Below are 24,607 nucleotides of genomic sequence, written 5' to 3' on the forward strand. Positions count from 1 at the left end.
ATTCTGCCTACATACAAAAACCGATTCATTTCACACGAAAAAGAGTCGGTTTTCTAATTTTATGCTTTTGATTACATAAGGTAATGAAATGAAAAAACTGAGAGTTTATTACCTAAGAGCATTTGTTACAACTTCAGCAGCCTGCGCAATTAGTTCATTATTATAGGTAGCCTCTTTCTCATCTCTACTGGATAGAATTGCGATGATAATAGGTGCTCTATTCGGCGGCCAAACGATAGCAATGTCATTTCGTGTCCCATAACTTCCAGCTCCAGATTTATCTCCAACTTCCCAGTCGGTTGGTACACCAGCACGGATAAGTTTGTCTCCTGTAGCATTTCCTTTCATCCAATCTGTAAGAATTTTTCGTTTGTCAGCTGGAAGCGCATTTCCGACCGTAAATTCCTTAAGGTTGGTAGCAAGTGTTTTGGCTGTACTTGTATCACGAATGTCTCCTGGAGTAGCCTCGTTTAACTCTGTCTCAAAGCGTTCAGCCATTGTAACTCGATCACCGATCTGTCTAAGCGCTTTTTCATATCCTTTAGGTCCACCTATTTTATTAAACAAAAGGTTCCCTGCAGTATTATCACTGGAACGAACAGCAGCCTCTGCTATTTCCCCAAGTTTCATGCCTGTACCTACATTTTTCTCTGTAATGGGTGAATATTCCACTAAGTCTTCTTTAGTATAGGTGATAACTTCATTTAATTTATTAATTGAGTTTTGCTGTAGCAATACTCCTGCAGCTAGAGCCTTGTAGGTTGATGCATAGGCAAACCGCTCATTAGGTCGATAAGCAATTGTTCGATTTGTACCAGTATCAATTGCATACACGCCTAATCGAGCATCAAATTTTTTCTCAAGTTGAGAGAATTCTTTATAAGTCGCATGATTTTTATGTTTAACTTGTCCTGTCTTTTCTTTCGCTTCAACTTGCAATGACCCTCCTGTAAAAATTTCTAGGCTTGAAAGACCTAAGCCTAATATGCCAGCACAAATCCCTATTTTTAGCAGCCTCTTGTTTTTCAAAAATATCATTCCTTTCAAATTTTTAATACTGAAAATAAATATTAAATTCAATACACTGTATCCCATTTGAACACCTGTTTTTATACGTACATATAATAGACACTCTAAGTAACAAGTTTGTTCCATTCATTCAAAAAACTTTTTAAATAATAACAGAGGTATTAACAACAATAAGAAATAGCAACTATGATAGCTGCTATTTCTCATTTCAAATCTAACTTTTTCTCTAACTTAGAAAGACTTTTATATAAACAGGGGCTCTCCCCTTAAGAAAAGTGCATAAATTTTACTGCTTTTGATTAGGACTATCTGTACTAGTAGCTTCACCATGTATACGTTGCTTTTTTAAATCAAAGTATACATCTAAAACTTCCTTTCCAATTACAGAATTAATTCCACTTTTATCATTATGAAGCCATGGGACTACTACAGAAAATGCTACTTCTGGATTATCATATGGAGCATATCCAACTAATGTTAAGTTATAACATTCCATACGTTCACCTTTTGCATTTCTACCAATTGGATCATCTCCACCATATACAGTTTGAGCTGTCCCCGTCTTTCCTGCTGGCTTGTATGGTGCGTTTTTGAAATACTTCACGCCAGTTCCATCACCTTCTTGAAATACCCATCTAAAGCCCTCTTTTACTCGATCAATATGTTCTTTCTTCATATCAACTCGATTTAATACGACCGGCTCTATGGAGCGTATAACTTTGCCAACCTCTTCTTTTATTGATTGTTCTTTTATTTCTTGTACAATTTGAGGTTGCATTCTATAACCGCCATTAGCAATAGTTGAAATATATTGTGCCAATTGCAATGGCGTATACGTATCATACTGACCGATAGAGAAATCTAGTAAAAACCCAGGCTGACTATCTACTTTTCTAGTTTGTCCAGTTATTTCATTCGGTAAATCAATACCTGTTGGCACTCCTAAACCAAATTGTTTAAAATAATAACGCATCGTATCAAATGCTTCTTGTTTAATATCCAATGAACCATTTGGTACGTAATTAACCCCCGCAATTTTTAATGCTGTCTGGAACATATATACATTTGAAGATACTTGTAAAGCTCGTAAATCGTTAATATTACCAAATCCGGATACATTCCATGATTTCTTAGCTTGTGTACCTTTAAATTTCATCGGTGCGTCATAAAATTGATCTCCTGGCTGTATTGCCCCTGTCTCGTATCCAGTTAATAAAGTAGCACCTTTTACAGCTGATCCTAGTTCATACGAAGTTGTCATGTTACCTAATGCCAGATCCTCAATCTCTACTTTCCCTTCTTTTTCTACAATCTTTTTGCCTGCCATAGATAAAATCTGTCCGTTATTTGGATTCATCATGACGACAAAAGCTCGGTCCATCAATGGCTCTGAACTCTTAAAAGCTCTCAAATTTTTCTCTATACTTTCTTCCACTTTCTTTTGTAATTCCATATCAATCGTTAATGTTAAACTATTACCACTTTTTCCTTTAGAGATTATTTCTGTGTTTATAATGTTTCCTGATTTATCAGTAATGTTTTTCACTTCTTCTTTTGTACCGTGTAATACATCTTCATATCGTTGTTCAATATAACTTTTTCCTACACGATCATTACGGTTATATCCACGTACCAAATAAGAATCTAAGTTTTCTTTCGGTAATCCTTCTTCACTGCTTGTAATATTACCTAACACAGAACGAAATAAATTACCATTTACATAATTACGTTCCCAATCAACCTTTGCATCTACTCCCGGGAACTCCGCAAGCCTTTCACTTATCCGCGCATACTCTTGATCTGTTACATCTTTTTTAATAATTTGTGGTGTCAGTTGATAACCCGAACTCATTTTACTTTTAATAGCTAACACCTTTAAATCTTGTGCTGTTAATTCTGCCAATTCTACTTCTGTAACGCGACTTCGTCTTAAGTCTTCAATTTTTTTATCTAACTCTTTTCCCTCTATTCCCTTTTCTTTAAACTTTTCTATATCTTTTTTAGTAATCTTTGTCTCCGCACGTTTCGTATTCAACTGCATCCAGAAATCTTTTTTATCGATATCGGTTAACTTATTTATATCTTGTTCGGGCATTTCAAGTACTTTCGCCAAGTCTTTTGCTGTTTTTAAAATATCTTCACTCGTAATCCCCTTCACCCTTGTATACGTAATTGTGCGAAGAGATTTATTATTAACGACTGTTTTCCCTTCTCGATCTAGAATTTGTCCACGTGGAACTGGTATACTAGTTGTTTCATTTTGACTGTTTTCCACTTGGTTCTTATAAGCCTCTCCCTCAACGATTTGTACTTTTCCTAGCTGCATAATAATAGCTGAGAAGAGTACAAATATGCAAAGGAACATTATATTTAATCGAATAGATATATATGTCTTCTGCTTCTTTTCTTTTTGTTTTTTCATAAATCCTCCATATAATTCTTCCGGAACTCTTCACTAATACTTAGTAAATAAATATACTAAATACGTTCCCTATATATTAGAAACCACCATTCAGTTATAAATAGTGTCTTATCTTTTTTTCTAAATCCTTGTAAGCGTCAATTCCTTTTCGTTTAGCCGCGTAATTGATAAATCTCCTTTCCTGTTTTTCTCTCTATTTTTTGTCGCTTGCATTAAAAATGCTAAACTGTATAATGACTCATATTAAACTTACACATAGACTTGCTAGTAACTTTTCATACTAATTATTCCTTTCTTCATGCTGTAATACTTAATAGACAATCTAAGTAATAAAGTTGTTCCACATTTACAAAAAAAATAATTAACTATAAGATGAAATAAGCTAAATAAGGGAGGGTTTTATGTTACATGCAAAAATAAAAAGATGGAGACTTTTGGCAGTTATTTCCATTTTAAGCTTAATTCTAATAATCTTGCTAAGAATCGATTCCATTTCATTTACTATCACTACCTCTACATCTGAAAGAGGAAAAATTCTTGATCAAAATGGTGTAATACTAGCTACAAATAAGAAAGTTAAGTCTCTATATTGCACTTCTAATGATGAAAAGCTATCGAATCAAGATACATCAAACACATTAGCTTTTTTCAATCAATTTTCAAGCGAGTTTCAACATGATATTTCTGCAGAGGACATAAAATCACAATTACAACAATCTTGTAAAAAGCAGACTATGAATGATATACCGTTATACTCTGACATAAATGAGGATGAACTTACATTCATAAACAAAAACAAACCCAATAATGTAATAATCAAAGATGAATGGATTCGATATTATCCAAAGCACGAAATTGCATCACAAGTAATTGGGTATGTAGAAAATGACCTTAATTCAAAGTACGCACCTGTTGGAAAAAGTGGGGTTGAGCTTCAATATGAAAATGATTTAAAAGGAAAACCAGGAAAAACTCTTATTTTTAAAATAAATAATAAAAAGTTCTTTTGGAACATTCAAAAAGTACAAAACGGAAAAGATGTTCAACTAGCTATAGATTCTAAGCTGCAACAAAAAACAGAGGAAGAATTAAGATCTCAAATTAAGAAAATACCTGATGCTAATGCTGGTTATGTTGTAGTGACCGATGTAAAAACTGGTGCAATTTTAACTATGGCCAACTCGGCAGTTTTTGATCCAAATACATTACATACACATGTATCATCTAAAAAAGAAAACATCAAATCACTTTCGCAAAATAAAGCAATTCAAAAATTAAAGTATGGTAAATCTTATGTAAATATGGCCTCTACTATAAAGCCTCTTACTATTTTAATTGGATTAAACGAAAAGCTTTTTCAACCTGAAGATACTTATTTAGATAAAGGTACTTTTCAGTATGATAATCAAAATAACATTACGAATGCACCTGGAACGCCAACAGGTGAAATTACACCGAGTCAGGCTATCATTAATTCATCTAATACATTTATGACAGCAAAAGTAGCTTTACCATTATTCAACCAAAATAATGGGAATATAGAAAAAGTAGCAAATATATGGACAGATTATTTAATGCAATTCGGCCTCCGTTCTAAAACTGGGATTGATTTACCCTTTGAAGAAGACGGACAATATGAATTTCATCCATCTAGTAAGTTTGAAAATGGAGTCTCTGCTTTATTAAATGCTTCTTGGGGAGGAAATGAAGTACACACCCCTCTTCAACTTGCTCAATATGCAGCAACTTTGGCAAGTAAAGGTGATAAATATAAACCTCAAATCGTAAGTTCTATTATTGCTCATGACGGTAATGATTCAAAAAAGTTTAAACCAATCTTAGAAAGTTCAAATCGTTATCCTATGGAATTTTGGAGCGTCGTGCAAGGTGGGATGAGTCACAATATAGAGGAGATTAAAAACTTGCCCTTTCATGTCGCAGGTAAAACGGGTATAACAGGTTCTCCGAATGAGCAAGAAAGAGTGATAAATCATTCTCTTTTCATTGCATATGCTCCTGCCAAGGATCCACAAATCGCCATTTCTGTTGTTATTCCTGGTGGTAATTCAGAAAAGAATAGTGCCGCTCTTGTTACAGCAGAAATTTTAGATTCCTGGAATACTCTTCAAAAAGAGGATAAAGATAAAGAGGAAGGTTCATTAAAGTGAACCTTCCTCTTTTACCATATAGAATCTATATTCATTATTTTCCATATACCTTCATGATTCTTTTCGAACATAAAAGTATACTTAATATCAGTTAAAACATACTCTTTTTGTACAAATCCAGTATGACCGTTAATAGTCGATATTTTTATAAATCCATCATTCTGCACTTTTTCTGGAATCCAAGCTTTTACCATTTCATTAGATACTTCATATAAAACTTGTGATTCTAGTTTTGGTTCAGCTAAAATCTTTGTTTTGTTTCCAATAACAGTTGCATATATAAAATGTTCTTGCTTTGACTGATCACTTTCTGTTAATCCACTTGGTACTTTGTATACTTGCTTTGTATCATTCACAAATTCTCCTCCCATTGTAAGAGCAACTTGCAACTCATGAAAAATATCTTCATCAAACTTCAATTCATCCCTCTTATAAATCTTCCCTTTAAATAGAACTTCATCATTTAACGCTCTATACAGGTCATTTTCATTTTTTAAATCTGTAGTTCGATATAAATCATTCATAAATTGTTTTAATGAAGGATCTTGAGCAGACTCATCTTTTGTTTTAGGCTTAATTTGAGTACTACTTTGTACCGGTGATTTATTATCATTAAGCCAAGGTTGTTGAATAATAAAAAATAACATTGTACAAGCCAAAACAACTACAATAGGCAATGCTTTTTTACGAAATGGTCTCTTGTGTGTTACAGAATCTACTTCACTATTTTGGTATATCGATTGCTTTATTTTATAAATAAATTCTTCTTCATCTTTACGATCCTCCATTGGTCCATTTTTTAATTTGCTATACCAGTCAGGATTTTTTTTACTGTTCATCACTTCTACCCTCCCCTATTAATTTTGAAACCTTACTTCTCGCTCGGCTTAATCTAGATTTTACAGTTCCAATTGACACTCCTAATGTTTCAGCCATTTCTTCATAAGATAATTCATATTTTGCGTCCAATATTAGTATTTCACGGTGTTTTTTAGGTAGTTTTAATACAACCTCCCACACATCATTCATTTCCTCTTGCTTAAAAAATTCTTGTTCCGCCGACAAAGATTGCTTATCGTCACTAAAAAATCCTATTAAAGATATCCTTTTAAAATAGGAGGATTTCAAATAGTTTATTGCAGTATTTCTTGTAATTTTTAATATCCACGTTTTTATAGATGACTCTTTTCGAAATGAATGCCAATGTTTAAAAACCTTTATAAATACATCTTGCGTGATGTCATCTGATAAGTGTGGATCTTTCGTAATAATAAAGGAATAATTCCATACATCTTGCCAATAGTCTTTTATAACATAGTCAAGCTCATCATGATTACATTTTTCAATAAACTTCTGCTCCATTTCCACACCTCAAACTTATTTGAATAAACATAAAACTGCCCTCACTTTTATTATGGTTTCAATATATAGACATGATGCAAGTTTCATTTGTTCCATTAATTATCTTTTTTCGATAGAAAACTCTTTCTTAAAAAATGTAAAGATGGGAGATATAATGAAAAAAACCAGGATAAATTCTTAAAATCACCCTGGTTTTTCTGTATTAAATATGTTTTCATTATTTTTTTATAATAGAGACTGGATCTAATACATCTACTTGACTCCCCATAGTTTTAGTGAGTTTTTTCCATTCCGTTTCTGCTTGTACAGCCTTAACATCATCTTCGTTGTATGGTCTATCTTCACCATACGATTTATTAAAATGAAGAATCTCCATTGATGTTTCATTTACAGGAATTTGATTGAATGTAGCTTTGTCTACAATTACAATCAGTTCCTCATAATTTGAATTACGATAGTGACCAAACCAAGTATCGCTAGCATACTGCACATCTATTTTCTTTTCATTAATTGTTAATTCCTTAATTTTTTTATTTTTCTTACTAGCTAGTAATACAGCTTTACCTTTTGGAACTGAAGGTACTGACTTAATTGGGTCTGAACTCCATACTTCATTATCATTATCTGATTCTCTCAACACACCTATCTCAACCATTTTCTCCGCAGTTTTTTGATCCATAATTAATACTTGTTTGCCACCACTTTCTGCTTTTTTCACTTTATATAAAGCGTTGGTCTTAATTTCACTTTTATGTTGATTTACTATTTCTTTTAATGATTGCTCTTCCCCAATCAATAAAGCGGCATTCCTTGGTTCTTCTTTCTTTCCAAAAGAACAAGCTCCTAACATAGAAATGGATACAATTCCTGACATACACACTTTCATTACTTTTTTCATTTCTTTTTCTCCTCTTTGCTTGTTTTATCAATACGCTACATGATTTTTTTATATAACCGTTGTAAATAACGCCAACGGACAGTGAAAAAGTACACACTTTGAACGGATATAAAGGCTAGTATAATTAAAATGGACATCTTTAAAACAGAGAAGTCAATTAGCTGTTGCAAGGCTATAAAAGCGACACCACTATGAATAATCGCTATAATTAAAGGCAAGAAGAACATTAACATAAGCTGACGCGTTACGATTTTCTTTAGCTCTCTTCTACTTAGACCGACCTTCGCAATCATTTCATATTGTTGTTGTTCCCTTTCTAAATCTGCATATAGTCGGAAATATAATAGGCTGGCTGCAAACGTAAAGAATACGATACCTACTAATACACTGACGATAAGTAAAATACCATTCTTTTGTTTCGAAGAAATCCATTCAGAATACAATGCTTCAAAATAATGATGTGCTTCCACCAAATTATTATTACCCATTGTTGCTTCTAATTTTTTGGTAACCGCTCTTGATTTTTCCCAATTTTCCACGACAAAACCATATTGACTTTTCATTACGTAAGAATCATCTTCCGTCTTTCTGTTAGGGATTTTTTCGTACAAAGAATCCGAAACAACAATAATAGCTCCAATTGTATTTGGGAGAACTATATAAGGGACTGCCTTTTTGACCCGAAGGGACATCTCCATATTTTCCTGTACTACATCTATTTTCTCAGGAATATCTTTTCCTCTTGCATACTTTTCTTTTTGCGAAACGATTGATGGTACTATGATCGCTTCTTGATCATTATCAATCTTTTCCATTTCATACCCGAAAATTTTTGCAAACTTGTTATACTCTGATACTTTGATTAGCACTAAATTATTTTCCGTAAATTTAGGATTCGTAACCCCTACCTGATAAGAGAAATTTGAGCGAGTGAGTTGTTTTTTTATTTCTGAAATGTGCTCTTCTTCTTGTGGATTCTCTCCTAACGAGGTATAGGTAAATGCAAATGGGTTGGTCATTTCGGTTAATCCCTTATTTCCCATTGCTAGGCATGTACCAATCCCTGTGAAGGCCACAGCAGAAACGGTCGCTAGCATAAAGAACATAGTTGCATTATCCTTCATACGATAAGCCAATTCAGATATAGTAAGAAGGTTTGTTTTATTAAAAAACACTTTGTCTTTTTTCTTCAAGACGCGTATTACATACACGCTCAACTGAGAAAATAGAAAATACGTCCCTATCACTACAAGGACTACTCCTCCAAGTAAGTAAGGCATAATGAAGTTTCTTTCTAGTACGAAATAGAATACACATCCATACCCTAATCCAATGAAGATTACGGAAAGGAATGCTAATCCTTTTGATGCCTTTGGCTCTGGTTTTGGCTTTTCCTCTGATTTCATCAGATCAATCAACTTGTTTCCTTTTACCATCTTAGAAGTAAACAACGAAATGACTAGGAACAGAATCAAAAATGCGCCAGTTGTCATAAAGACAGCTTTTATAGGAACGTAAAAAGGAAGCCCCTTATCAATCGCTAATATATTTTCACTTGCTAATAAATTGAGCTTTGCAAATATCAATCCAACTAAGATACCAAACGTAATAGATGCGATTCCGATTAACATATTTTCTAAAAAAATTAATTTATTTAACTGCGCCGGCGTCATACCATGCATGATTAAAATTCCAAATTCTTTTTTTCTTGTTTTTAAAAAAGAACTCACTGAATATAAAAGAAAGAAGAATGAAAATACAAAAATGAGATATTGGGATATTCGCATCCCCATTGTTCCTAAAAGACTCATTGTTTTACTCGTGGAGACTAGTTCTCCTTGTAAATCAGGATGAAAAAGTAAGAGTGAATATGTGAAAAAAACCATAACTGAAAATGAGCTACTTAGAAAGTGCGCAGCATAAGTCCGCTTATTTCGAATGATATTATTAAAAGCGAATCTTTGAAAAGTCATGCTTACGACCTCCTAGTAATGCAAGTACATCTATAATTTTTTGATAAAACATTTGTTGGTTTTCTCCGTTATAAATTTCGTTATACAATTTTCCGTCTTTAATAAATACAACACGATCACAAAAGCTTGCAGCCACTGGATCGTGTGTAACTAGCATCATTGTTGCATCTTGTTCTTTATTTAATCGTTTTAATAAATCCATTACATCATTAGCCGCTTTTGAATCTAAGTTTCCCGTTGGCTCATCTGCTAGTAGTAATTTTGGTTTATGAATTAGAGCACGTGCAATGGCTGTTCTTTGTGCTTGCCCACCCGATATTTCATATGTTCGTTTATTTAATATATCTTGAATGCCTAATTTTTCTGCAATACCTTCTACACGCTGATTCATTTCCTCGACTTTAGTACCATCTAACGTCAGAGGAAGAACAATATTCTCTTTTACAGTTAATGTTGTAAGAAGATTAAATGCTTGAAACACAAAACCTAATTCACGTCTTCGAAATAATGCCAGTTCATTTTGAGATAATTGATATGGATTTTCTCCATTTATCAATATCTCTCCCGATGTTGGAGAATCAATAGTAGAAACCATATTCAACAAAGTAGTTTTCCCACTTCCTGATGGTCCCATTATTCCTACAAACTCCCCTTTTTTCACACTCAAATTAATGTCGGAGAGTGCTTCATAAGACACCTTTCCTGTATAGATTTTACTCAGTTCACAAACTTTTAATATTTCCATATCATTTTTCTCCTTATTATCTTTTGATAACCTTAGTTTATCTAAGCTTCCCTTCTTCTCATATCGATTAACCTTTCATGTATCTAACAGGTCTGTAAGTTTTCTGAAAAGTTGTAATAACCGACATTCTAACGATTTGCATAAGGGAAAATGATACGGATTGTTGTTCCTTTTCCTACTTCCGAATTTATTTCAATATTATGTTCCAATCTTTTTATAATATTTTTCACAAGATATAATCCCATCCCAGTAGATTCCTTAAATTTTCGACCGTTTATTCCCGTATAAAATGGGCGGAACACTCTCGGAAGGTCTTCTTTTGGAATTCCCACACCATGATCTTGTATTTCAAGGATTACAGAGCGCTCTTTTTCTAATGTAGTAATAGTAACGTTTTTTCTACTTCCTGCTGAATACTTAATGGCATTGGATATAACTTGATGAATAACAAACCGAAGCCACTTTCTATCGGTTTCTACCATAATAGTTTGTTTTACTTTTACTTCTGGATATACATAACTACGGATAAACAGACGTTTATTTTCACGGATTACTTCTTGAACGATTTCCTGTAACAAAACTCTTTCTACATAAAAATCTTGTTCAAACGTTTGTAATCGCGCCATATATAAGACCATTTCTAATCCATACTGCATTTGATCTACTTCTTCTACAATACTTTCAAAAACCTCCCCATTCTCTTCTTGTGTGATCAGTTCAATAACTGATAAAGGCGTTTTCATCTGATGCACCCATTGATTAATAAATGTAAGGTGTTCTTTTTGTTTATACTCCCAAGTCTTTAACTGTTGATGATATTGACTATATTGTGTTTCCAATACTCGCTGAAGTGCAACTGATAATGGAGTAGAATCCAGTTCTTCTAAGGATTCCTCTAATGTTTCTGAAGGAGTGGATAATTTTTTATAAAATCTACGATGGCTATAATAGCGATAAACTAAATACCCAATTAAAAAGCATCCTCCTAAAAACACACTATATAATGCAGTAGATAAGTGATTATATCCATCCAGCCAATAAACAGTTAAAACGACAAATAGCTGAATAATTGAGAAACAGATGAAAGGGATATGTTCACGTAAAAATAAATTCATTATTATACCTCATCATTCTTCCAAGTTATTTTCAAACGATATCCAGCACCACGAACTGTTTCTAATGCATTTTTTATTCCGATTTCTTCTAATTTTTTTCGGACACGTGTAACATTTACACTTAAAGTATTATCATCCACATACGTATAGTCATCCCAAAGTTTTTCTAAGATTTTCTCTCGGCTAACAATACTAGGAGATTGTCGTAAGAGAGTTTCTAGTAAAACAGTTTCTTTTTTAGATAGAATACACATGCTATCATTTAGCTTTAATTCCATTTTTTCTGGATAAAGTATTAAACCAGATTGCTGAACAACTCTTTCTTCCGCTTTAGGTGCATATTCCCCGTAGATTCTTCGAAGATGACTTCGGATTTTTGCCATTACAACTTCATAATGAAACGGTTTAGTGATATAATCGTCGGCACCATGTTCAAGTGCCATAACTTGCTCCATCTCTCCATTACGCGCTGATATAAATATAATGGGACAAGTTGAGAGCGTTCTAATTTGTCGGCACCAGTAAAAACCATCAAAACTAGGTAAATTTACATCTAATAAAACTAAATCAGGTTGAATTTTCACAAAGTTATCTAAAACATTTTCAAAATCCTCTGTAATATTCCCTTCATATCCGTACTTATTAATATGGGATTGAAGTAATTTAGAAATTTTTTGGTCATCTTCTACAATCATAATTTTATACATATGTTAAGCTCCTTTTATTTATCTTTTCCGACAGAAGACTCCCTTCTCAGTTTGGATAAGGGTGTGATGGCACCAGCAAATAGGTGGGAGATAAATGTCGGTTGGCGTAAGCCAACATGTTCGCTCCGATTTAGTTGTACAAATTTTTCTTTGAAAACAGAAGATATGAGGTTGGTTGCAGAAAAATCGTTGAAATTGTAAAAGCTTCAACGTTCGATCAATCCACGGTTACATCGGTGTCCGCAGGAATCTCCCTCTTCAAACACGCCGCAAGGTCGTTAAGTGGGACTAGTTAAAGTATATGTTTATTATCTGTAAGAATATAAAATATACTTTTATCTTTTAGTATAAAGAAATTTTCCTCTTACTTATATTGAATAACCTTACTTCAAACTAACAGCTTTGTAATGTTTCTGAAAATAAAGTTAAGCATAATAGCTCTTATTTTTTAAATTTCAATTATTTAATTTAACATTTTAAACTTTTTGTTTTATAATTTTCAAATAAAAAATAATCGTATTTAATTGTGTAAAAAACACGTAATTAAATACGATTATTAAAATCATAAATCTAAACCAACGCTACAATAAAATGTGCAAGGCTTATATATTTCATAACAAAATTCAATAACTTTATAATTGCTTTATAAATCTTGAATCGGTAAAGTTTGTATATTTACTAAAGAAGTAAATTTCACCTTCTAATTAAGTATTATTTCTGAAAAACATGTTTTACTTTTTCGCCTGGAACATTACTCCCCCCTCTTCCTTTTACACCTTCAATCATCATAGTAACAATCATGTCTGGCGCATTCGCATCAAAAGCTGCAAACCATCCAAGTTCTTTTCCGTCTGCTTCTTTCGACTCTTTCAGTTCTGCTGTACCAGTTTTACCAGCAAGAGTTACACCATCAACTTTAGCAATTCTCCCCGCGCCATCAGGGTCATTAATGACTTTTATTAATGCACTCTTTAATATCTCTTGATTCTTTTTAGAAACCACATTTTCTTTCCAATTCCCCGCTCCTTTTGCTTCTTTTAAAAGATGAGGCGACGGAATATTCCCTTCATTCACAATCGGTGCATATGTTAATGCTAAATGAAGTGGTGTCATTAATACTTGTCCTTGTCCATATCCCGTGTCTGCTAGTTGAATATCATTTTTTATCCCATCTTTTGCAATTATTGATATAGGAAATTCGTATTCGATTGGTAATTTTTCATGAAACCCGTACTTCTTAAATTCACTTACATACTGATCTTTTCCCATTTTCAAAGCTTGTTGAGCAAAATAAATATTATCAGAGTACTTCATTGCCTTATCAAAATCAATTGGACTAGCATCCTTCACACGTGTTACATAATAATTTCCCCAAGATGAATCTTTTGTCCACTTTAATCCTTGAATTTTAAATTCTTCCTTAGGATTTATTGTGTTTGTTTCCAAACCAATTGCACCTGTAATCGTTTTAAATACGGAACCTGGTACAAATGCTTGTGTGAAGCGATTCATCATTGGCAGTTTCGAGTCGTTATTCCATGCTTCTCGTTGGGCTTTTGATGCTCCTCTAACAATTATATTTGGATTATAAGCGGGGCTACTTACAAGTGCGATTGTTTCACCCGTTTTAGGATTGACCGCTGCACTAGATCCTGCTTCATTTTTCATTTCATTAAAGATTTTTTCTTGAATTGCAGCATCAATTGTTAACGTAACATTTTCCCCTTCTTTTGCTTCTTTTTTTGCTACGTTTTTAATCTCTTTCCCATTCTCATCTTCCATAAATACGCGTCCACCCTTTTCACCACGCAATTTATTCTCTAATACTTTCTCTAAACCTGTCTTACCTACTAAATCATCTGCTTGATAACCTTTTTTTTGAAGCGATTTTAACTCCTCTGCATTTACCTTTCCTATATATCCCGTTAAGTGTGCCGCTGCTTCTCCTAATGGATACGTACGAATATTTACTGGGCGAGATGAAACTCCTTCTAATTCAATATAATCATTCTGTCTGGTTCCCTCTTTTAAAATACCAATTGGTACAAAGGAATCTGGTTTTATCCATTTCGCTGTGAGCTTCTGATTGACCTCTTCTGTAGACATATCAAGTAATTGTGCTACTATTTCTTTTGTTTGCGCCGCCGTTTCGCCTAGTTTCTCCGGAATAATTCCAACCTCAGTCGCTTTTCCATTCGTTGCAAGCCCTTTTCCATTTCGATCATATATTTCTCCGCGTTTTCCTTGCTCTGTTTGCATACGTACTTTGTAATCTTTTTTCATACCTGGGAAAATGAAGTCTGGTGTCCAATCTATTTTCCAAGATTCCTTTTCTTTCACGAGTTTTGCTTCATGGATGAATGAAACCGTTCCTCCATCCGTATCCATATTAACTTCAAAAAGAAAAAGTTCTTTATCTTTAGCATTCTCTCCCTTCGTTTTAATTTTTAAATTCTTAACTCCAATACCCTCATAGATTTTTTGATATTTCTCTGTGAAATCCTTGTTAGAAATTGTTTTTTTTGCATGTTCTGATAAACGATCATACATATTTGTAAATTTTTTATCATTCCATAAATTGATATATTCTTCAAATGCTTGTTTTGGCGGTTCGTTTTTATTACATCCTACCAACATAATTCCGAAACAAAAGAAAAGCAGCATCCATATTTTTTTCAATTCAATCTTCTCCCTTAGTTATAAATGATTATTCCTTTCTTAATTTATTAAATAAAAAATGTTTTAACGCTTAATAGACAGTGTAGGTAATGAAATTGTTCCACATTTACAAAAAAATTAAATTTATGGTTAAGTTGCATTCGAAGGGGAAGATTTTAAGATTCTTACAAACAAAAGAAGCGAATCTATTTAGCAATCGGTATCATTATTAGTGTTGTTTTAACAATTTTATTTAAAATACCTTTTAGTGCTTGTTCGCAAATCTTATCTTTTTTCTTTGTAGATTTTTGATACAAAAAAGGAATCCTTATAATAAGGATTCTGCAACAGAAAATAACAAAAATATAAACAATAAAAAGAATTACTTAAAGTATAATTTATAGGCGCTCTATATCCTTTTTTTTCGCATCAAAAACCCCTGCGCTGTATGCGACAGGGGTTTTTGACGGTATCATCATATTTCATTCTACAACTTATTTAGAAGAGCCATGTACAGGCAAACTATTAAAAATCAATTCAGCAACTTTTAAATATCCCTTTGAGTTCGGATGAACTAAATCTGTAGACCAAAGCGTATTGTCATTAACTAAATGATGATTCCAAAAGTCAACATGATGAAGCTTATACTCTCTACTCAGTGAAAGTATAACTTCATTTGCCTCTAATAATTGTTCTCTTAATACTTGTTTTTTTTCATAAGAAAGAGGAAGCCTAACTGTAAAATCTGGAAGGTTTGCTATAATAATATCAGCACCTGTTTTACTTAATGTATCTATCATAAATTCCATATCGTTCTTATATGCATGATGATTCCAACTTCCCTTTAAAACATCGTTTGCACCTGCAATTAGACTAACCAAATCTGGATTAAAAGTTAATGCCTTTCCCAATTGTTGCGAGCGAATTTCTTTAGTTACTAACCCACGTTTTGCAAAATTAGCATACTTTAAATCGTTTTCACACAGTTGAACAAAATGATCTGCCCAGCTTTTTAATGCTATTCCCTCAACTTCATCCCCTATCCCCTCTGTAAAACTATCACCAATCGCTACAAATCGCTTCCACATATCTATTCCCCCTTTTTTATTATTCATATCTACACTATACAATAGCCCACAGCGTAATATAAGAAAATTCACGTTATTTTCTCGCGGAAATAGGTTGAGACCAACTATCTTTGTCATTATCATTTAATCGTACTTGAAAAACATATATAGGTTGAGAAAAGCCTTTTGTATCAGCGTAGTAACCTATATTATAATCTGTAATGACTAATGTATCACCTGCTTTGAAAGATATTATAGGATCACTAACGTTTTACTGGTTGTACTTTCGGCTATGTTTGGATAAACGTTACGAAGCTTCTCTTTAGTAAGAGGATTTTTGGAGTTAAGTATAAAATTAAAAATTTGTTCAATTTTAGTATGTTTATACAGAATCCATAATTGACCGATTCCTAATCTACTTAGGAACCGGTAATATTCGTATATTTACTAAAGAAATAAGATCCCTTCCAGTATTACACTTTTTTAGGGGAATTTGTTGTTCTTTGTTTTGCCCAATTGATACATTTCTTTTCAATTAAATGATACGATACTATAGAAAAAAGTATTGTCATTGTAATACATAAAGTAAGAAGGAAAAAGATAGGTATCTTTGTATACAAAAGTTTAAATAGTACCATCATGATTGGAAAATGACACAAATAGATACTATATGAAATTTCCCCTAAGTATACAAATACACTCTTATTTAAAAATGCTTTTACTTTTAGGTTACTCATGGCCATGATAATAAATATACTAACACCAATTACGACACCCCAATCTTGTAATAAGAAAGTAGTATCATTACGGGAAAAACCATAAATTAAAATGGAATATAAATATAGAATTATCCCTAATGCAATAAGAAATCCTTTTTTAAATTTTTTCATATTTTGATATAAGTAAATAAGTCTTTCCTGATGCTTAAAAAGTAACATTCCAACCATAAACATAGATGTGAAATGCAGTGTATCGGCATAACCATTATAAAATCCCTCTGCTTTCCCAATATGCAACATATTAAGGAAAACACTAATTAAAGAAAAGCTCAAAGCAAATAGTATCGTTTTCTTCCAACTCAGTTTATAAAAAAGAAGGAATAACAAAGGAAACACAATAGATATACGCATTTCTTGAGCCAATGACCAGATAACTGGATTATAATTTTCCGTAAAGAAGTTATTAAGAAGCACAAAGTGGTTTATAATATCTATTTTTGTTATAGACCCTTGCCACCTATCATAGAACCAATCCCGTAGTCCTGCCACTTCATACGACGAAAACAAAATAAATAAAGCAAAGGTAATGATTATCCAAAAATAATAAGGGATATAAATTCGTACAAATCGCTTAATTAAATATCCCCAATAATTTGTTTTTGAATGATAAAGTGCCATAGATAACACAAAACCACTTAGTACATAAAAAACGATTACAGCTTCTCCACCCGCCCATAAAAACCTAAGCGGGGAAAATTTAATAGAATTAGGCAACGATGGTAGCATTAAACAAAAATGTCCAAATACCACTGTAAGTGCCGCTAACCCTCGTATGGAATCTAATTCTTTTATTCTCTTACTCATAAAATGTTCTCCTTGTAAATTGTAGATTTTGCTGTTAATAAAGGCCACTATACTAGTGTAGTGGGAGAATTGTACATATTGTTTCTTTAAATTCCTAATATAAGCAGTACAAAGTCAATCTATGTATCTGTTTAAGGGAACTTTCGTATTTAGGCGTAAGTAATATAATAATAGAAAGAAAAAAGAAATTTCATTCTATAAAATCGTATTGTCGTTTAGAAAACATTTTAAAACTGTTTTCTAAACCCTTGTTATAGTCTGTCTGTTCATCTGTCCATTGAACACCCTTATTTCCAGGCCATCCTGAGGTATTAGCAACATGTTTTAATAGCTCTGGTCCTTTTAAATTTTGCTGTAAACCACGGTTATATGCATTTGTCATATTAGATATTGCAATTCGAGTATTCGTTTCTGCATTTTTCAAATCTTCGTTCGTTAAATTTTTAGGTGCTAGTCCACCTCGATGGAGCTGAAACAATCCAAATGATGTGCTCTGATCTCCGACTGCATTTTGATCAAACTTACTTTCATGGAATGCAATAGATAAAGGAATCCATGGTGCTATACCATGCTCTATTGATATTTGTTGAATCGTGTCTCTTACTTTAGCTCGGTTAGTATGATGGTCATATGCGTATTTTGTAAGATATAGCCCTACTGTTAAAACCAAAATAGATACTCCACTTTTTATTAATGTCCCTCTCATCGACGTCACCTCACTCGTCAGTATCAAAAATTGTCACTAGTAATCATATCTTTTCGATATATCAACTCGTAAACGTGTATCATTTGATTATTCTTTGTTTCATTAGTTACCAATTTTTAAGTGAAATTATTAGGGGGGTCCCTCCATTTGGGTACATCCATTAAAACCGTACTTTTTTCTCGAATACCTTGTTTTTTATTCGATTGAAATTAAAGAATAACTATATACATAGGGATAAACGCTATAAAGAGATACTTAAATTTCTTTAAAAAATTCATTTTCTGGCCTCCATTTCTTTATGTAATTACTTTAAAACAAAATATTTAATAGAAAGAAAAAATTTTATTAAATTTTTATAAAATTTGATAACAGAAATAAGTACCAGGTATCAATTTTTATTGTCACTTGATGGAATAATGAATGTTTTTCATCATGTAACTTTATTAAACTAACCTTTTACTATATCAACTGCACTATTCCACACACCTCTAAAGAAAGATCCAATTTCACGCATAAAACGTGTAAACCAATTAGCTTGTCCTACATCAGATTTTGCTACAAGGTCTACTTGTAATGATTTACCTGATAAGAACCCAGGATCGTTATTATCTATAGGTGATATAATCATTTGACTAATTGTTACACCTTTTTTAATAGGCGCTTCTTGTTCTTTATTTAATACTTTAAATTCTTTTTTATAACCGTCTTTGCTGCCCTTTGGCATTGGAAGTGCAACAGCTTGCTTCGTTTGAACTGCTACATCTTTATCTTTTGCATTTTCTACCCGCACTGTTTCATGCCCTTTTACTGCTGAATCTTTTTCATAGGCCTTCTTCACTTCAAAATTCGCAAATCCATAATCATATAATTTCTTTGTTGCATCAAAACGTGCTGTATGAGAGTTTGCTTTAATCACTACAGAGATTAGACGCATACCGTTTCTTTCTACTGTGCCAGTGAAACAATCCCCAGCTTCTGGAGTTGTTCCTGTTTTCAAGCCATCTACACCTTCATATTGCTTAATTAACCCTTTTAACATCCAGTTCGAGTTCGCCATATCAATTGGATACTTGCCGCCCTTTTGGAATGTTTTTTTCGAGATTTTTGCTGTATCTAATATTTTCGGGAAATCTTGAATAAGACGTTGTGCTAAAATCGCACAATCTCTTGCAGACATTTTATTTTTCTCGTCTGGAGTTGTCCCTTCAGGATGCTGTCCTTTTAAATCATTGTTTGTTAAGCCTGTAGAGTTTACAAATTTATAATTTTTCAATCCAAACTCTTTCGACTTATCGTTCATCATTTTTACAAAATCGACTTCTTTTCCAGCAATTGCTTCAGCTAAAGCAATTGTTGCACCATTGGCAGAGCAAATTGCCATTGCCTCGTATAGCTCTCTTACCGTATAATAACCACCGTTTTCTAGAGGCACATTTGATAATGAGCGATCTTGTGAAATTTCGTGTGCGTATTCAGAAACTTTAATTTTCTGATCCCACTTAAGTTTCCCTTTAGCTATAGCTTCACTAACTAAGTACTCACTCATCATTTTTGTCATACTAGCAATCGCTAATAGTTCATCCGCATTTTTTTGATACAAAATTTTCCCGGAATCTGCTTCTACTAATATTGCTGCACCTGCTTCAATATTTAAAGCAGATCCTTTTTCTGCTGATACACTTCCATATGTAACAAACATGCTACAAAATAGTGTAAGCACTGTTACTATTACAATGAATCTCTTGCAAAACATACCTTTCACTTCTGTTACCTCCAATATCTTTGTACTCAAAAAACCGTTATTCTAACATAATCCGCCAAAAAATAGACAGTGTTATCAAATCCTATATACATATATGACATTAGGATCGTTTTTAAATAGACCATCTCATCTCAATATTTTAGGCGCTAACACGAATCAGTTAGTCTCCTGCAGTTTTATTACCTTAACGAATAGCGGTCCCTGCAAATTCTTCAAGAGTCATACCGATATCCACGTATTTTTTATGATTAGTGAATATTCAACTAAGTCATCTTTCGTGAAGGTTATAAATTCATCAAGTTTGTCAATTGAATTTTACTTTATACTCCCGCAGCCAAACCATATAGGTGAAAGCGCTCATAAAATCGGACAGTCGCTTACCGATTTGTACGGTATCGGTATCAATAGTATAGGCACCCAGTCTAGCGTCAAACTTTTTCTTGAATTGAGCGAATTCTCGATGAATCGAATGATTTTCAAGTTTAGTTTTCTCAGCTTTTTTGCGTTTGCCTGCAATGGTTCACCTGTAAAAAGTTTTACCCTTGTAAGATTAACACTCAGTATTTCCACACACATCCCTATTCTTAATATCCTTGTATTTTTCGAAATGAACCGTACTTTCATATTTTTTAGGATTACACTGAATAGACAATCTAAGTAATACATTTGTTCCACATTTACAAAAAAATCAAACCAGTGTGCCACGCATATGGTGGTACCCTATTAAAGAAAAGGTATATAAAGTTTATCAAATCCATATGAGAATAGTTTCTTGGTTTCTATAAAACGCTGAGAACCATTACTAGTACCCATTACAACAGAAATCAACCTTTTACCATCTTGTTTTGCTGTTCCTGTAAAACAGTATCCTGCTGCATCTGTAAATCCAGTTTTTAATCCATCAACTTCTTTAAAATATAATCTTCTATTAGAAGGATAAAGCATTTTATTGGTTGTATTTACAGTGGTTCCACGTAAGTTAAAAGATGTAAGTTTGGTTACTTCTAATATATTCGGATAACTTTTTATCAAATGTTGTGCTAATTTTGCTGCATCTAATGCAGTCATTTTGGATTCTTCATTTTTTTCATTGGCAAGGCCGGTTGCATTAACAAAGTGCGTCTGAGTTGATAATTGTAATTGCTTTGCTTTTTCATTCATAAGCAGTGTGAAATCCTTCTCACTCTTAGAAATATGTTCAGCTAATGCAATTGCAGCATTATTCGCTGATGATATTACCATCGCATGAAATAATTCTCTAACAGTTAAACGATCTCCATCTTTTACATAAATTTTTACACCTTCGCTATTCACAGCCTTCGAGCTAATCGTAACAGAATCATCCCATTTTATGCTGCCATTTTCGATTTGCTCCAATACGATATACTCTGTCATCATTTTCGACATACTCGCTGGTGCAAAAGGCATATCTTCATTTTTTTTATAGATGATTTTTCCTGATTCGGCATCCATTAGAATCGCAGCCTTTGCTTGAATATTCAGCTCATTATTATGTGTTTGAAAAAAATAGAGGAATATAATCGCTGAGATACATAGTATAGGAATATAAATCTGTTTCTTTAAAATCTTCATTTTCTAATCTCCTTTTTTCTTGTGTAAAATTAGTTTAGAATAAAATATTTAATTGGAAGAAAAGAAAAAATAAAGATTTAATAAAGAAAGAGGAAGCTTCTTATAAAGAAGTTTCCTCTGAAAATAAATGTAACTTTACTGAGAAAGTTGTTTTTTCTATATCACTGTATACTTCAATTGTTCCATCATGCAATTCCACAATACTTTTGACGATTGCTAAACCAAGCCCAGAACCACCTGTCTGAAGAGACCGAGATTTTTCAACTCGATAAAAACGTTCAAATATATAAGGTAATTCTGTAGTTGGTATAGAACTACCGTAATTTATAATATCTATCACAACTAATTTATTCTCTTCACGTGCTACAATATCTATATATTTCCCATCACTTCCATATCTAATTGCATTTGTAATTAGATTTTCAAACACCCTTACTAATTTGTCACCATCTGCAAGCACACTTAATTTTTTTGATAATATAGATAGCCGAACATTCATGTTGGCCTGCTTTATTTCAAACCGAAATTGCACTACTAATTGTTCAAGCATTTCAGTGATATCGATTTTAGTTTTTTCTAAGTGTGTCCCTTTATTTTGAAAACGTGTATATTCGAATAGATCATTTATTAGAGTAGTTAATCTTAAAACCTTATCATATACAATCTCTATATAATAACGTAATTCTATTTCATCCCTATATTTATCTTGCTGAATATAAGCTAAATATCCAACAATTGAGGTCAACGGTGTCCGTAAATCATGTGAAACATTTGTAATCAAATCTTTTTTTGTCTGCTCTATTAAACGTTCTTCTTCAATAGATGTTTTTAATTGCTTTACTATGTTATTAATTTCTTTTGCCAGTTCCCCTAGTGGAGTATCAGGTATAATGATAATTTCATGTTCAAAATTGATGTTTCCAATATGCTTGATTTCATTTAAAATTTGATTGAAATATTTTTTGAAATATTTTCTTTTTTCATAAACATAACATAGTGAAATATAAAATAAAATAAATACAAAATTTAAGAGATAGTAAAGATTAGCATACAGCTGTTCTAAATGCCTAGGTCCATAAGCCTGTGAAATTTCTCTACGCACCGTATGAAACGTACTTGACGTAGCATCTAAGCCCCAATAAATCACATTTATTATATAAAGGGTTCCATAGGATAGACATATTGCAAGAGAAACATATATACATATTTTCCATATAGGAATGGATTTAAGAATTTGTAAAGAACTATTTTTCAATTTTATATCCCACTCCCCATACATTTTGTATTATCCTTTCCCCTTCTAAAACATTTTCTAATTTCTCTCTGATATTACTAATATGAACCATAACGGTTTTATTTGAATCACACGCTACATTTTTCCAAACCCGCTCAAAAATCTCTTCGGAACTATAGACTTTTCCAGGCGTAGATGCTAATACATATAAAATTTCAAATTCAATAGGCGTTAATTTTATGATAGTATTTCCAATTGTAACAATATGATTTTCCTTATTAATTACAAGTGATCGAATTTGTATAATATTTTTTTCAACATTTTGGTTGGAAGTATTTTCCAAAAAAGATCTTCTTAATAAAGCTTTTACTCGAGCAACTAATTCTAAAGGATTAAAAGGCTTGATCATATAGTCATCAGCCCCTGTCATTAATCCTATTATTTTATCCATATCTTCAGCTTTTGCACTTAACATAAGAATAGGAACATCACTAAATTTTCTTATTTGTTTACATACTTCTATGCCATCGATATGTGGCATCATAATATCTAGTATCATTAAATCAATTTGTTCGTGTTTCATGATATCTAATGCTTCTATACCATTAGAAGCCGTATGAATCGTATACCCTTCATTTCGGAGGTATAAATCGATTAACTGTACTATATCAGCTTCATCATCAACAATTAAAATTTTCGTCTTCATACAATTACACCCTTCCTACAGTTTTGTTTAATATAAATTGTTAAAAGTTTATAATCCTAAATCATGTAAAAGTTACTTCTACTGAAAAATTTTATCCTTCTATCGTCCCACGCTTGCCGAGGTTGAGAAAACCAAGCAAAAGTAGGGAGCGTGGTGAGTCAACGTATAAGACACTTCAGTTCTCACCGTAGGAACTACGGGCAGTGCCTGCTACGATAACTTGGTGGACACATCCATGTTCGCAGGAATCCCCCACTTCAAACATCTCGTACGAGTGTTAAGTGGGGGTAGTTCAATCTATAAAATCGTGTATTCGTTTAGAAAACATTTTAAAACTGTTTTCTAATCCCTTGTTATAGTCTGTCTGTTTCTCTGTCCATTGAACACCCTTATTCCCAGGCCAACCTGAGGTATTAGCAACATGTTTTAATAGCTCTAGTCCTTTTAATTTTTGCTGTAAACCACGGTTATATGCATTTGTCATATTAGATATCGCAATTCGTGTATTGGTTTCTGCATTTTTTAACTCTTCATCCGTTAAATCCTCAGGTGCTAATCCACCTCGATGGAGTTGAAATAGTCCAAATGATGTATCCTGATCTCCGACTGCATTTGGATCAAACTTACTTTCATGAAATGCAATAGATAGGGGAATCCATGATGGTATACCATATTCTATTGATATTTGTTTAATCGTGGTTCTTACTTTAGCTAGAGTGGTATGTTGGTCATATGCGTATTTAAAAATGTATATCCCTACTGTTAAAACCAAAATAAATACTCCAATTTTTATTAATGTTCCTCTCATCCAGATCACCTCGCTTGTTCGTATCAAATATTGTCACTAATAATCATATTTTTGGGGGATATTAACTCGTA

At 32.7% G+C, this 24,607-nt stretch carries 19 protein-coding genes and 2 pseudogenes; 1 reads left to right on the forward strand and 20 read right to left on the reverse strand.

From position 1 onward, the window contains the following. Nucleotides 1-108 precede the first annotated feature (108 nt). Together bla and U860_RS0124350 are read right to left on the reverse strand one after the other, a co-directional pair. Nucleotides 109-1,047, reverse strand: coding sequence for a class A beta-lactamase Bla1 (bla, locus tag U860_RS0124345; protein WP_081806897.1), 939 nt, complete (start codon nucleotides 1,045-1,047; stop codon nucleotides 109-111). 268 nt (nucleotides 1,048-1,315) lie between these two features. Then, nucleotides 1,316-3,451 carry a penicillin-binding protein 2 gene (locus U860_RS0124350; protein ID WP_025150562.1) on the reverse strand — a complete coding sequence of 712 codons (2,136 nt, stop codon included), beginning with the start codon at nucleotides 3,449-3,451 and terminating at the stop codon, nucleotides 1,316-1,318. Between the two features lie 401 nt (nucleotides 3,452-3,852). Between U860_RS0124350 and U860_RS0124355 the strand changes: the two genes are divergently transcribed. Then, the gene (locus U860_RS0124355; RefSeq protein WP_025150563.1) at nucleotides 3,853-5,619 is read left to right on the forward strand and encodes a penicillin-binding protein 2; all 1,767 of its coding nucleotides are present in this window, start codon (nucleotides 3,853-3,855) and stop codon (nucleotides 5,617-5,619) included. Nucleotides 5,620-5,630: 11 nt separating this feature from the next. Here the strand turns inward: U860_RS0124355 and U860_RS0124360 are convergent, their stop codons facing one another. From U860_RS0124360 to U860_RS0124435, 18 genes and pseudogenes are all read right to left on the reverse strand, one after another. After that, nucleotides 5,631-6,458, reverse strand: a complete 828-nt coding sequence (locus tag U860_RS0124360) for an SH3 domain-containing protein (protein ID WP_025150564.1) — start codon at nucleotides 6,456-6,458, stop codon at nucleotides 5,631-5,633. Then, nucleotides 6,448-6,981 carry a sigma-70 family RNA polymerase sigma factor gene (locus U860_RS0124365; RefSeq protein ID WP_025150565.1) on the reverse strand — a complete coding sequence of 178 codons (534 nt, stop codon included), beginning with the start codon at nucleotides 6,979-6,981 and terminating at the stop codon, nucleotides 6,448-6,450. The genes U860_RS0124360 and U860_RS0124365 overlap by 11 nt, the downstream gene beginning before the upstream one ends. A 217-nt stretch (nucleotides 6,982-7,198) precedes the next feature. Continuing rightward, entirely contained in the window at nucleotides 7,199-7,879 is a 681-nt protein-coding gene (locus U860_RS0124370) for a lipoprotein BA_5634 family protein (RefSeq protein ID WP_025150566.1), read from the reverse strand. 35 nt (nucleotides 7,880-7,914) lie between these two features. Beyond that, on the reverse strand, nucleotides 7,915-9,852 hold the full coding sequence (locus U860_RS0124375) for an ABC transporter permease (RefSeq protein WP_025150567.1): 1,938 nt from the start codon (nucleotides 9,850-9,852) through the stop codon (nucleotides 7,915-7,917). Then, complete coding sequence (locus U860_RS0124380; RefSeq protein ID WP_025150568.1) at nucleotides 9,827-10,597, reverse strand: ABC transporter ATP-binding protein; 771 nt, start codon at nucleotides 10,595-10,597, stop codon at nucleotides 9,827-9,829. Before U860_RS0124380 ends, U860_RS0124375 begins: the two co-directional genes overlap by 26 nt. 128 nt (nucleotides 10,598-10,725) lie before the next feature. Beyond that, the gene (locus U860_RS0124385) at nucleotides 10,726-11,712 is read right to left on the reverse strand and encodes a sensor histidine kinase (protein WP_025150569.1); all 987 of its coding nucleotides are present in this window, start codon (nucleotides 11,710-11,712) and stop codon (nucleotides 10,726-10,728) included. A 2-nt stretch (nucleotides 11,713-11,714) separates the two neighbouring features. Beyond that, nucleotides 11,715-12,419, reverse strand: coding sequence for a response regulator transcription factor (locus U860_RS0124390; RefSeq protein ID WP_000276753.1), 705 nt, complete (start codon nucleotides 12,417-12,419; stop codon nucleotides 11,715-11,717). Between the two features lie 711 nt (nucleotides 12,420-13,130). Further along, complete coding sequence (locus U860_RS0124395; RefSeq protein WP_025150570.1) at nucleotides 13,131-15,098, reverse strand: penicillin-binding transpeptidase domain-containing protein; 1,968 nt, start codon at nucleotides 15,096-15,098, stop codon at nucleotides 13,131-13,133. A 473-nt stretch (nucleotides 15,099-15,571) separates the two neighbouring features. Then, a complete protein-coding gene (locus U860_RS0124400) occupies nucleotides 15,572-16,165 on the reverse strand; it encodes an SGNH/GDSL hydrolase family protein (protein ID WP_025150571.1) in 594 nt (197 codons plus the stop codon). Between the two features lie 73 nt (nucleotides 16,166-16,238). Then, nucleotides 16,239-16,406 (reverse strand): annotated as a pseudogene (locus tag U860_RS34095) (VanZ family protein); the annotation flags it as partial. 2 nt (nucleotides 16,407-16,408) lie between these two features. Then, nucleotides 16,409-16,534 (reverse strand): annotated as a pseudogene (locus U860_RS37045) (Fic family protein); the annotation flags it as partial. A gap of 83 nt (nucleotides 16,535-16,617) precedes the next feature. Beyond that, nucleotides 16,618-17,727 carry an acyltransferase gene (locus U860_RS0124405; RefSeq protein WP_025150572.1) on the reverse strand — a complete coding sequence of 370 codons (1,110 nt, stop codon included), beginning with the start codon at nucleotides 17,725-17,727 and terminating at the stop codon, nucleotides 16,618-16,620. Between the two features lie 190 nt (nucleotides 17,728-17,917). Continuing rightward, the gene (locus tag U860_RS0124410) at nucleotides 17,918-18,433 is read right to left on the reverse strand and encodes a transglycosylase SLT domain-containing protein (RefSeq protein ID WP_025150573.1); all 516 of its coding nucleotides are present in this window, start codon (nucleotides 18,431-18,433) and stop codon (nucleotides 17,918-17,920) included. A 448-nt stretch (nucleotides 18,434-18,881) separates the two neighbouring features. Then, nucleotides 18,882-20,195, reverse strand: coding sequence for a D-alanyl-D-alanine carboxypeptidase family protein (locus U860_RS0124415; protein WP_025150574.1), 1,314 nt, complete (start codon nucleotides 20,193-20,195; stop codon nucleotides 18,882-18,884). Between the two features lie 723 nt (nucleotides 20,196-20,918). Then, nucleotides 20,919-21,788, reverse strand: a complete 870-nt coding sequence (locus tag U860_RS0124420; protein ID WP_025150575.1) for a D-alanyl-D-alanine carboxypeptidase family protein — start codon at nucleotides 21,786-21,788, stop codon at nucleotides 20,919-20,921. Nucleotides 21,789-21,888: 100 nt separating this feature from the next. Beyond that, nucleotides 21,889-23,043, reverse strand: a complete 1,155-nt coding sequence (locus U860_RS0124425) for an ATP-binding protein (RefSeq protein ID WP_025150576.1) — start codon at nucleotides 23,041-23,043, stop codon at nucleotides 21,889-21,891. Next, nucleotides 23,033-23,728, reverse strand: coding sequence for a response regulator transcription factor (locus tag U860_RS0124430; protein WP_025150577.1), 696 nt, complete (start codon nucleotides 23,726-23,728; stop codon nucleotides 23,033-23,035). Before U860_RS0124430 ends, U860_RS0124425 begins: the two co-directional genes overlap by 11 nt. A 292-nt stretch (nucleotides 23,729-24,020) precedes the next feature. Beyond that, nucleotides 24,021-24,536 (reverse strand): transglycosylase SLT domain-containing protein, encoded by a 516-nt coding sequence (locus U860_RS0124435; RefSeq protein WP_025150578.1) that lies wholly within the window; start codon nucleotides 24,534-24,536, stop codon nucleotides 24,021-24,023. Between the last annotated feature and the right edge of the window lie 71 nt (nucleotides 24,537-24,607).

It is taken from the genome of Bacillus sp. H1a, from assembly GCF_000633475.1.
GTDB lineage: Bacteria > Bacillota > Bacilli > Bacillales > Bacillaceae_G > Bacillus_A > Bacillus_A paramycoides.

Bases quoted from the DNA above. Each gene is read 5' to 3' on its own strand.
- U860_RS0124405 (WP_025150572.1), bottom strand. From the start codon at position 17,727: ATGAGTAAGAGAATAAAAGAATTAGATTCCATACGAGGGTTAGCGGCA.
- U860_RS0124350 (WP_025150562.1), bottom strand. From the start codon at position 3,451: ATGAAAAAACAAAAAGAAAAGAAGCAGAAGACATATATATCTATTCGA.
- U860_RS0124365 (WP_025150565.1), bottom strand. From the start codon at position 6,981: ATGGAGCAGAAGTTTATTGAAAAATGTAATCATGATGAGCTTGACTAT.
- U860_RS0124355 (WP_025150563.1), top strand. From the start codon at position 3,853: ATGTTACATGCAAAAATAAAAAGATGGAGACTTTTGGCAGTTATTTCC.
- U860_RS0124390 (WP_000276753.1), bottom strand. From the start codon at position 12,419: ATGTATAAAATTATGATTGTAGAAGATGACCAAAAAATTTCTAAATTA.
- U860_RS0124400 (WP_025150571.1), bottom strand. From the start codon at position 16,165: ATGTGGAAGCGATTTGTAGCGATTGGTGATAGTTTTACAGAGGGGATA.
- U860_RS0124380 (WP_025150568.1), bottom strand. From the start codon at position 10,597: ATGGAAATATTAAAAGTTTGTGAACTGAGTAAAATCTATACAGGAAAG.
- U860_RS0124435 (WP_025150578.1), bottom strand. From the start codon at position 24,536: ATGAGAGGAACATTAATAAAAATTGGAGTATTTATTTTGGTTTTAACA.
- U860_RS0124360 (WP_025150564.1), bottom strand. From the start codon at position 6,458: ATGAACAGTAAAAAAAATCCTGACTGGTATAGCAAATTAAAAAATGGA.
- U860_RS0124370 (WP_025150566.1), bottom strand. From the start codon at position 7,879: ATGAAAAAAGTAATGAAAGTGTGTATGTCAGGAATTGTATCCATTTCT.
- U860_RS0124420 (WP_025150575.1), bottom strand. From the start codon at position 21,788: ATGAAGATTTTAAAGAAACAGATTTATATTCCTATACTATGTATCTCA.
- U860_RS0124430 (WP_025150577.1), bottom strand. From the start codon at position 23,728: ATGAAGACGAAAATTTTAATTGTTGATGATGAAGCTGATATAGTACAG.
- U860_RS0124385 (WP_025150569.1), bottom strand. From the start codon at position 11,712: ATGAATTTATTTTTACGTGAACATATCCCTTTCATCTGTTTCTCAATT.
- U860_RS0124410 (WP_025150573.1), bottom strand. From the start codon at position 18,433: ATGAGAGGGACATTAATAAAAAGTGGAGTATCTATTTTGGTTTTAACA.
- U860_RS0124375 (WP_025150567.1), bottom strand. From the start codon at position 9,852: ATGACTTTTCAAAGATTCGCTTTTAATAATATCATTCGAAATAAGCGG.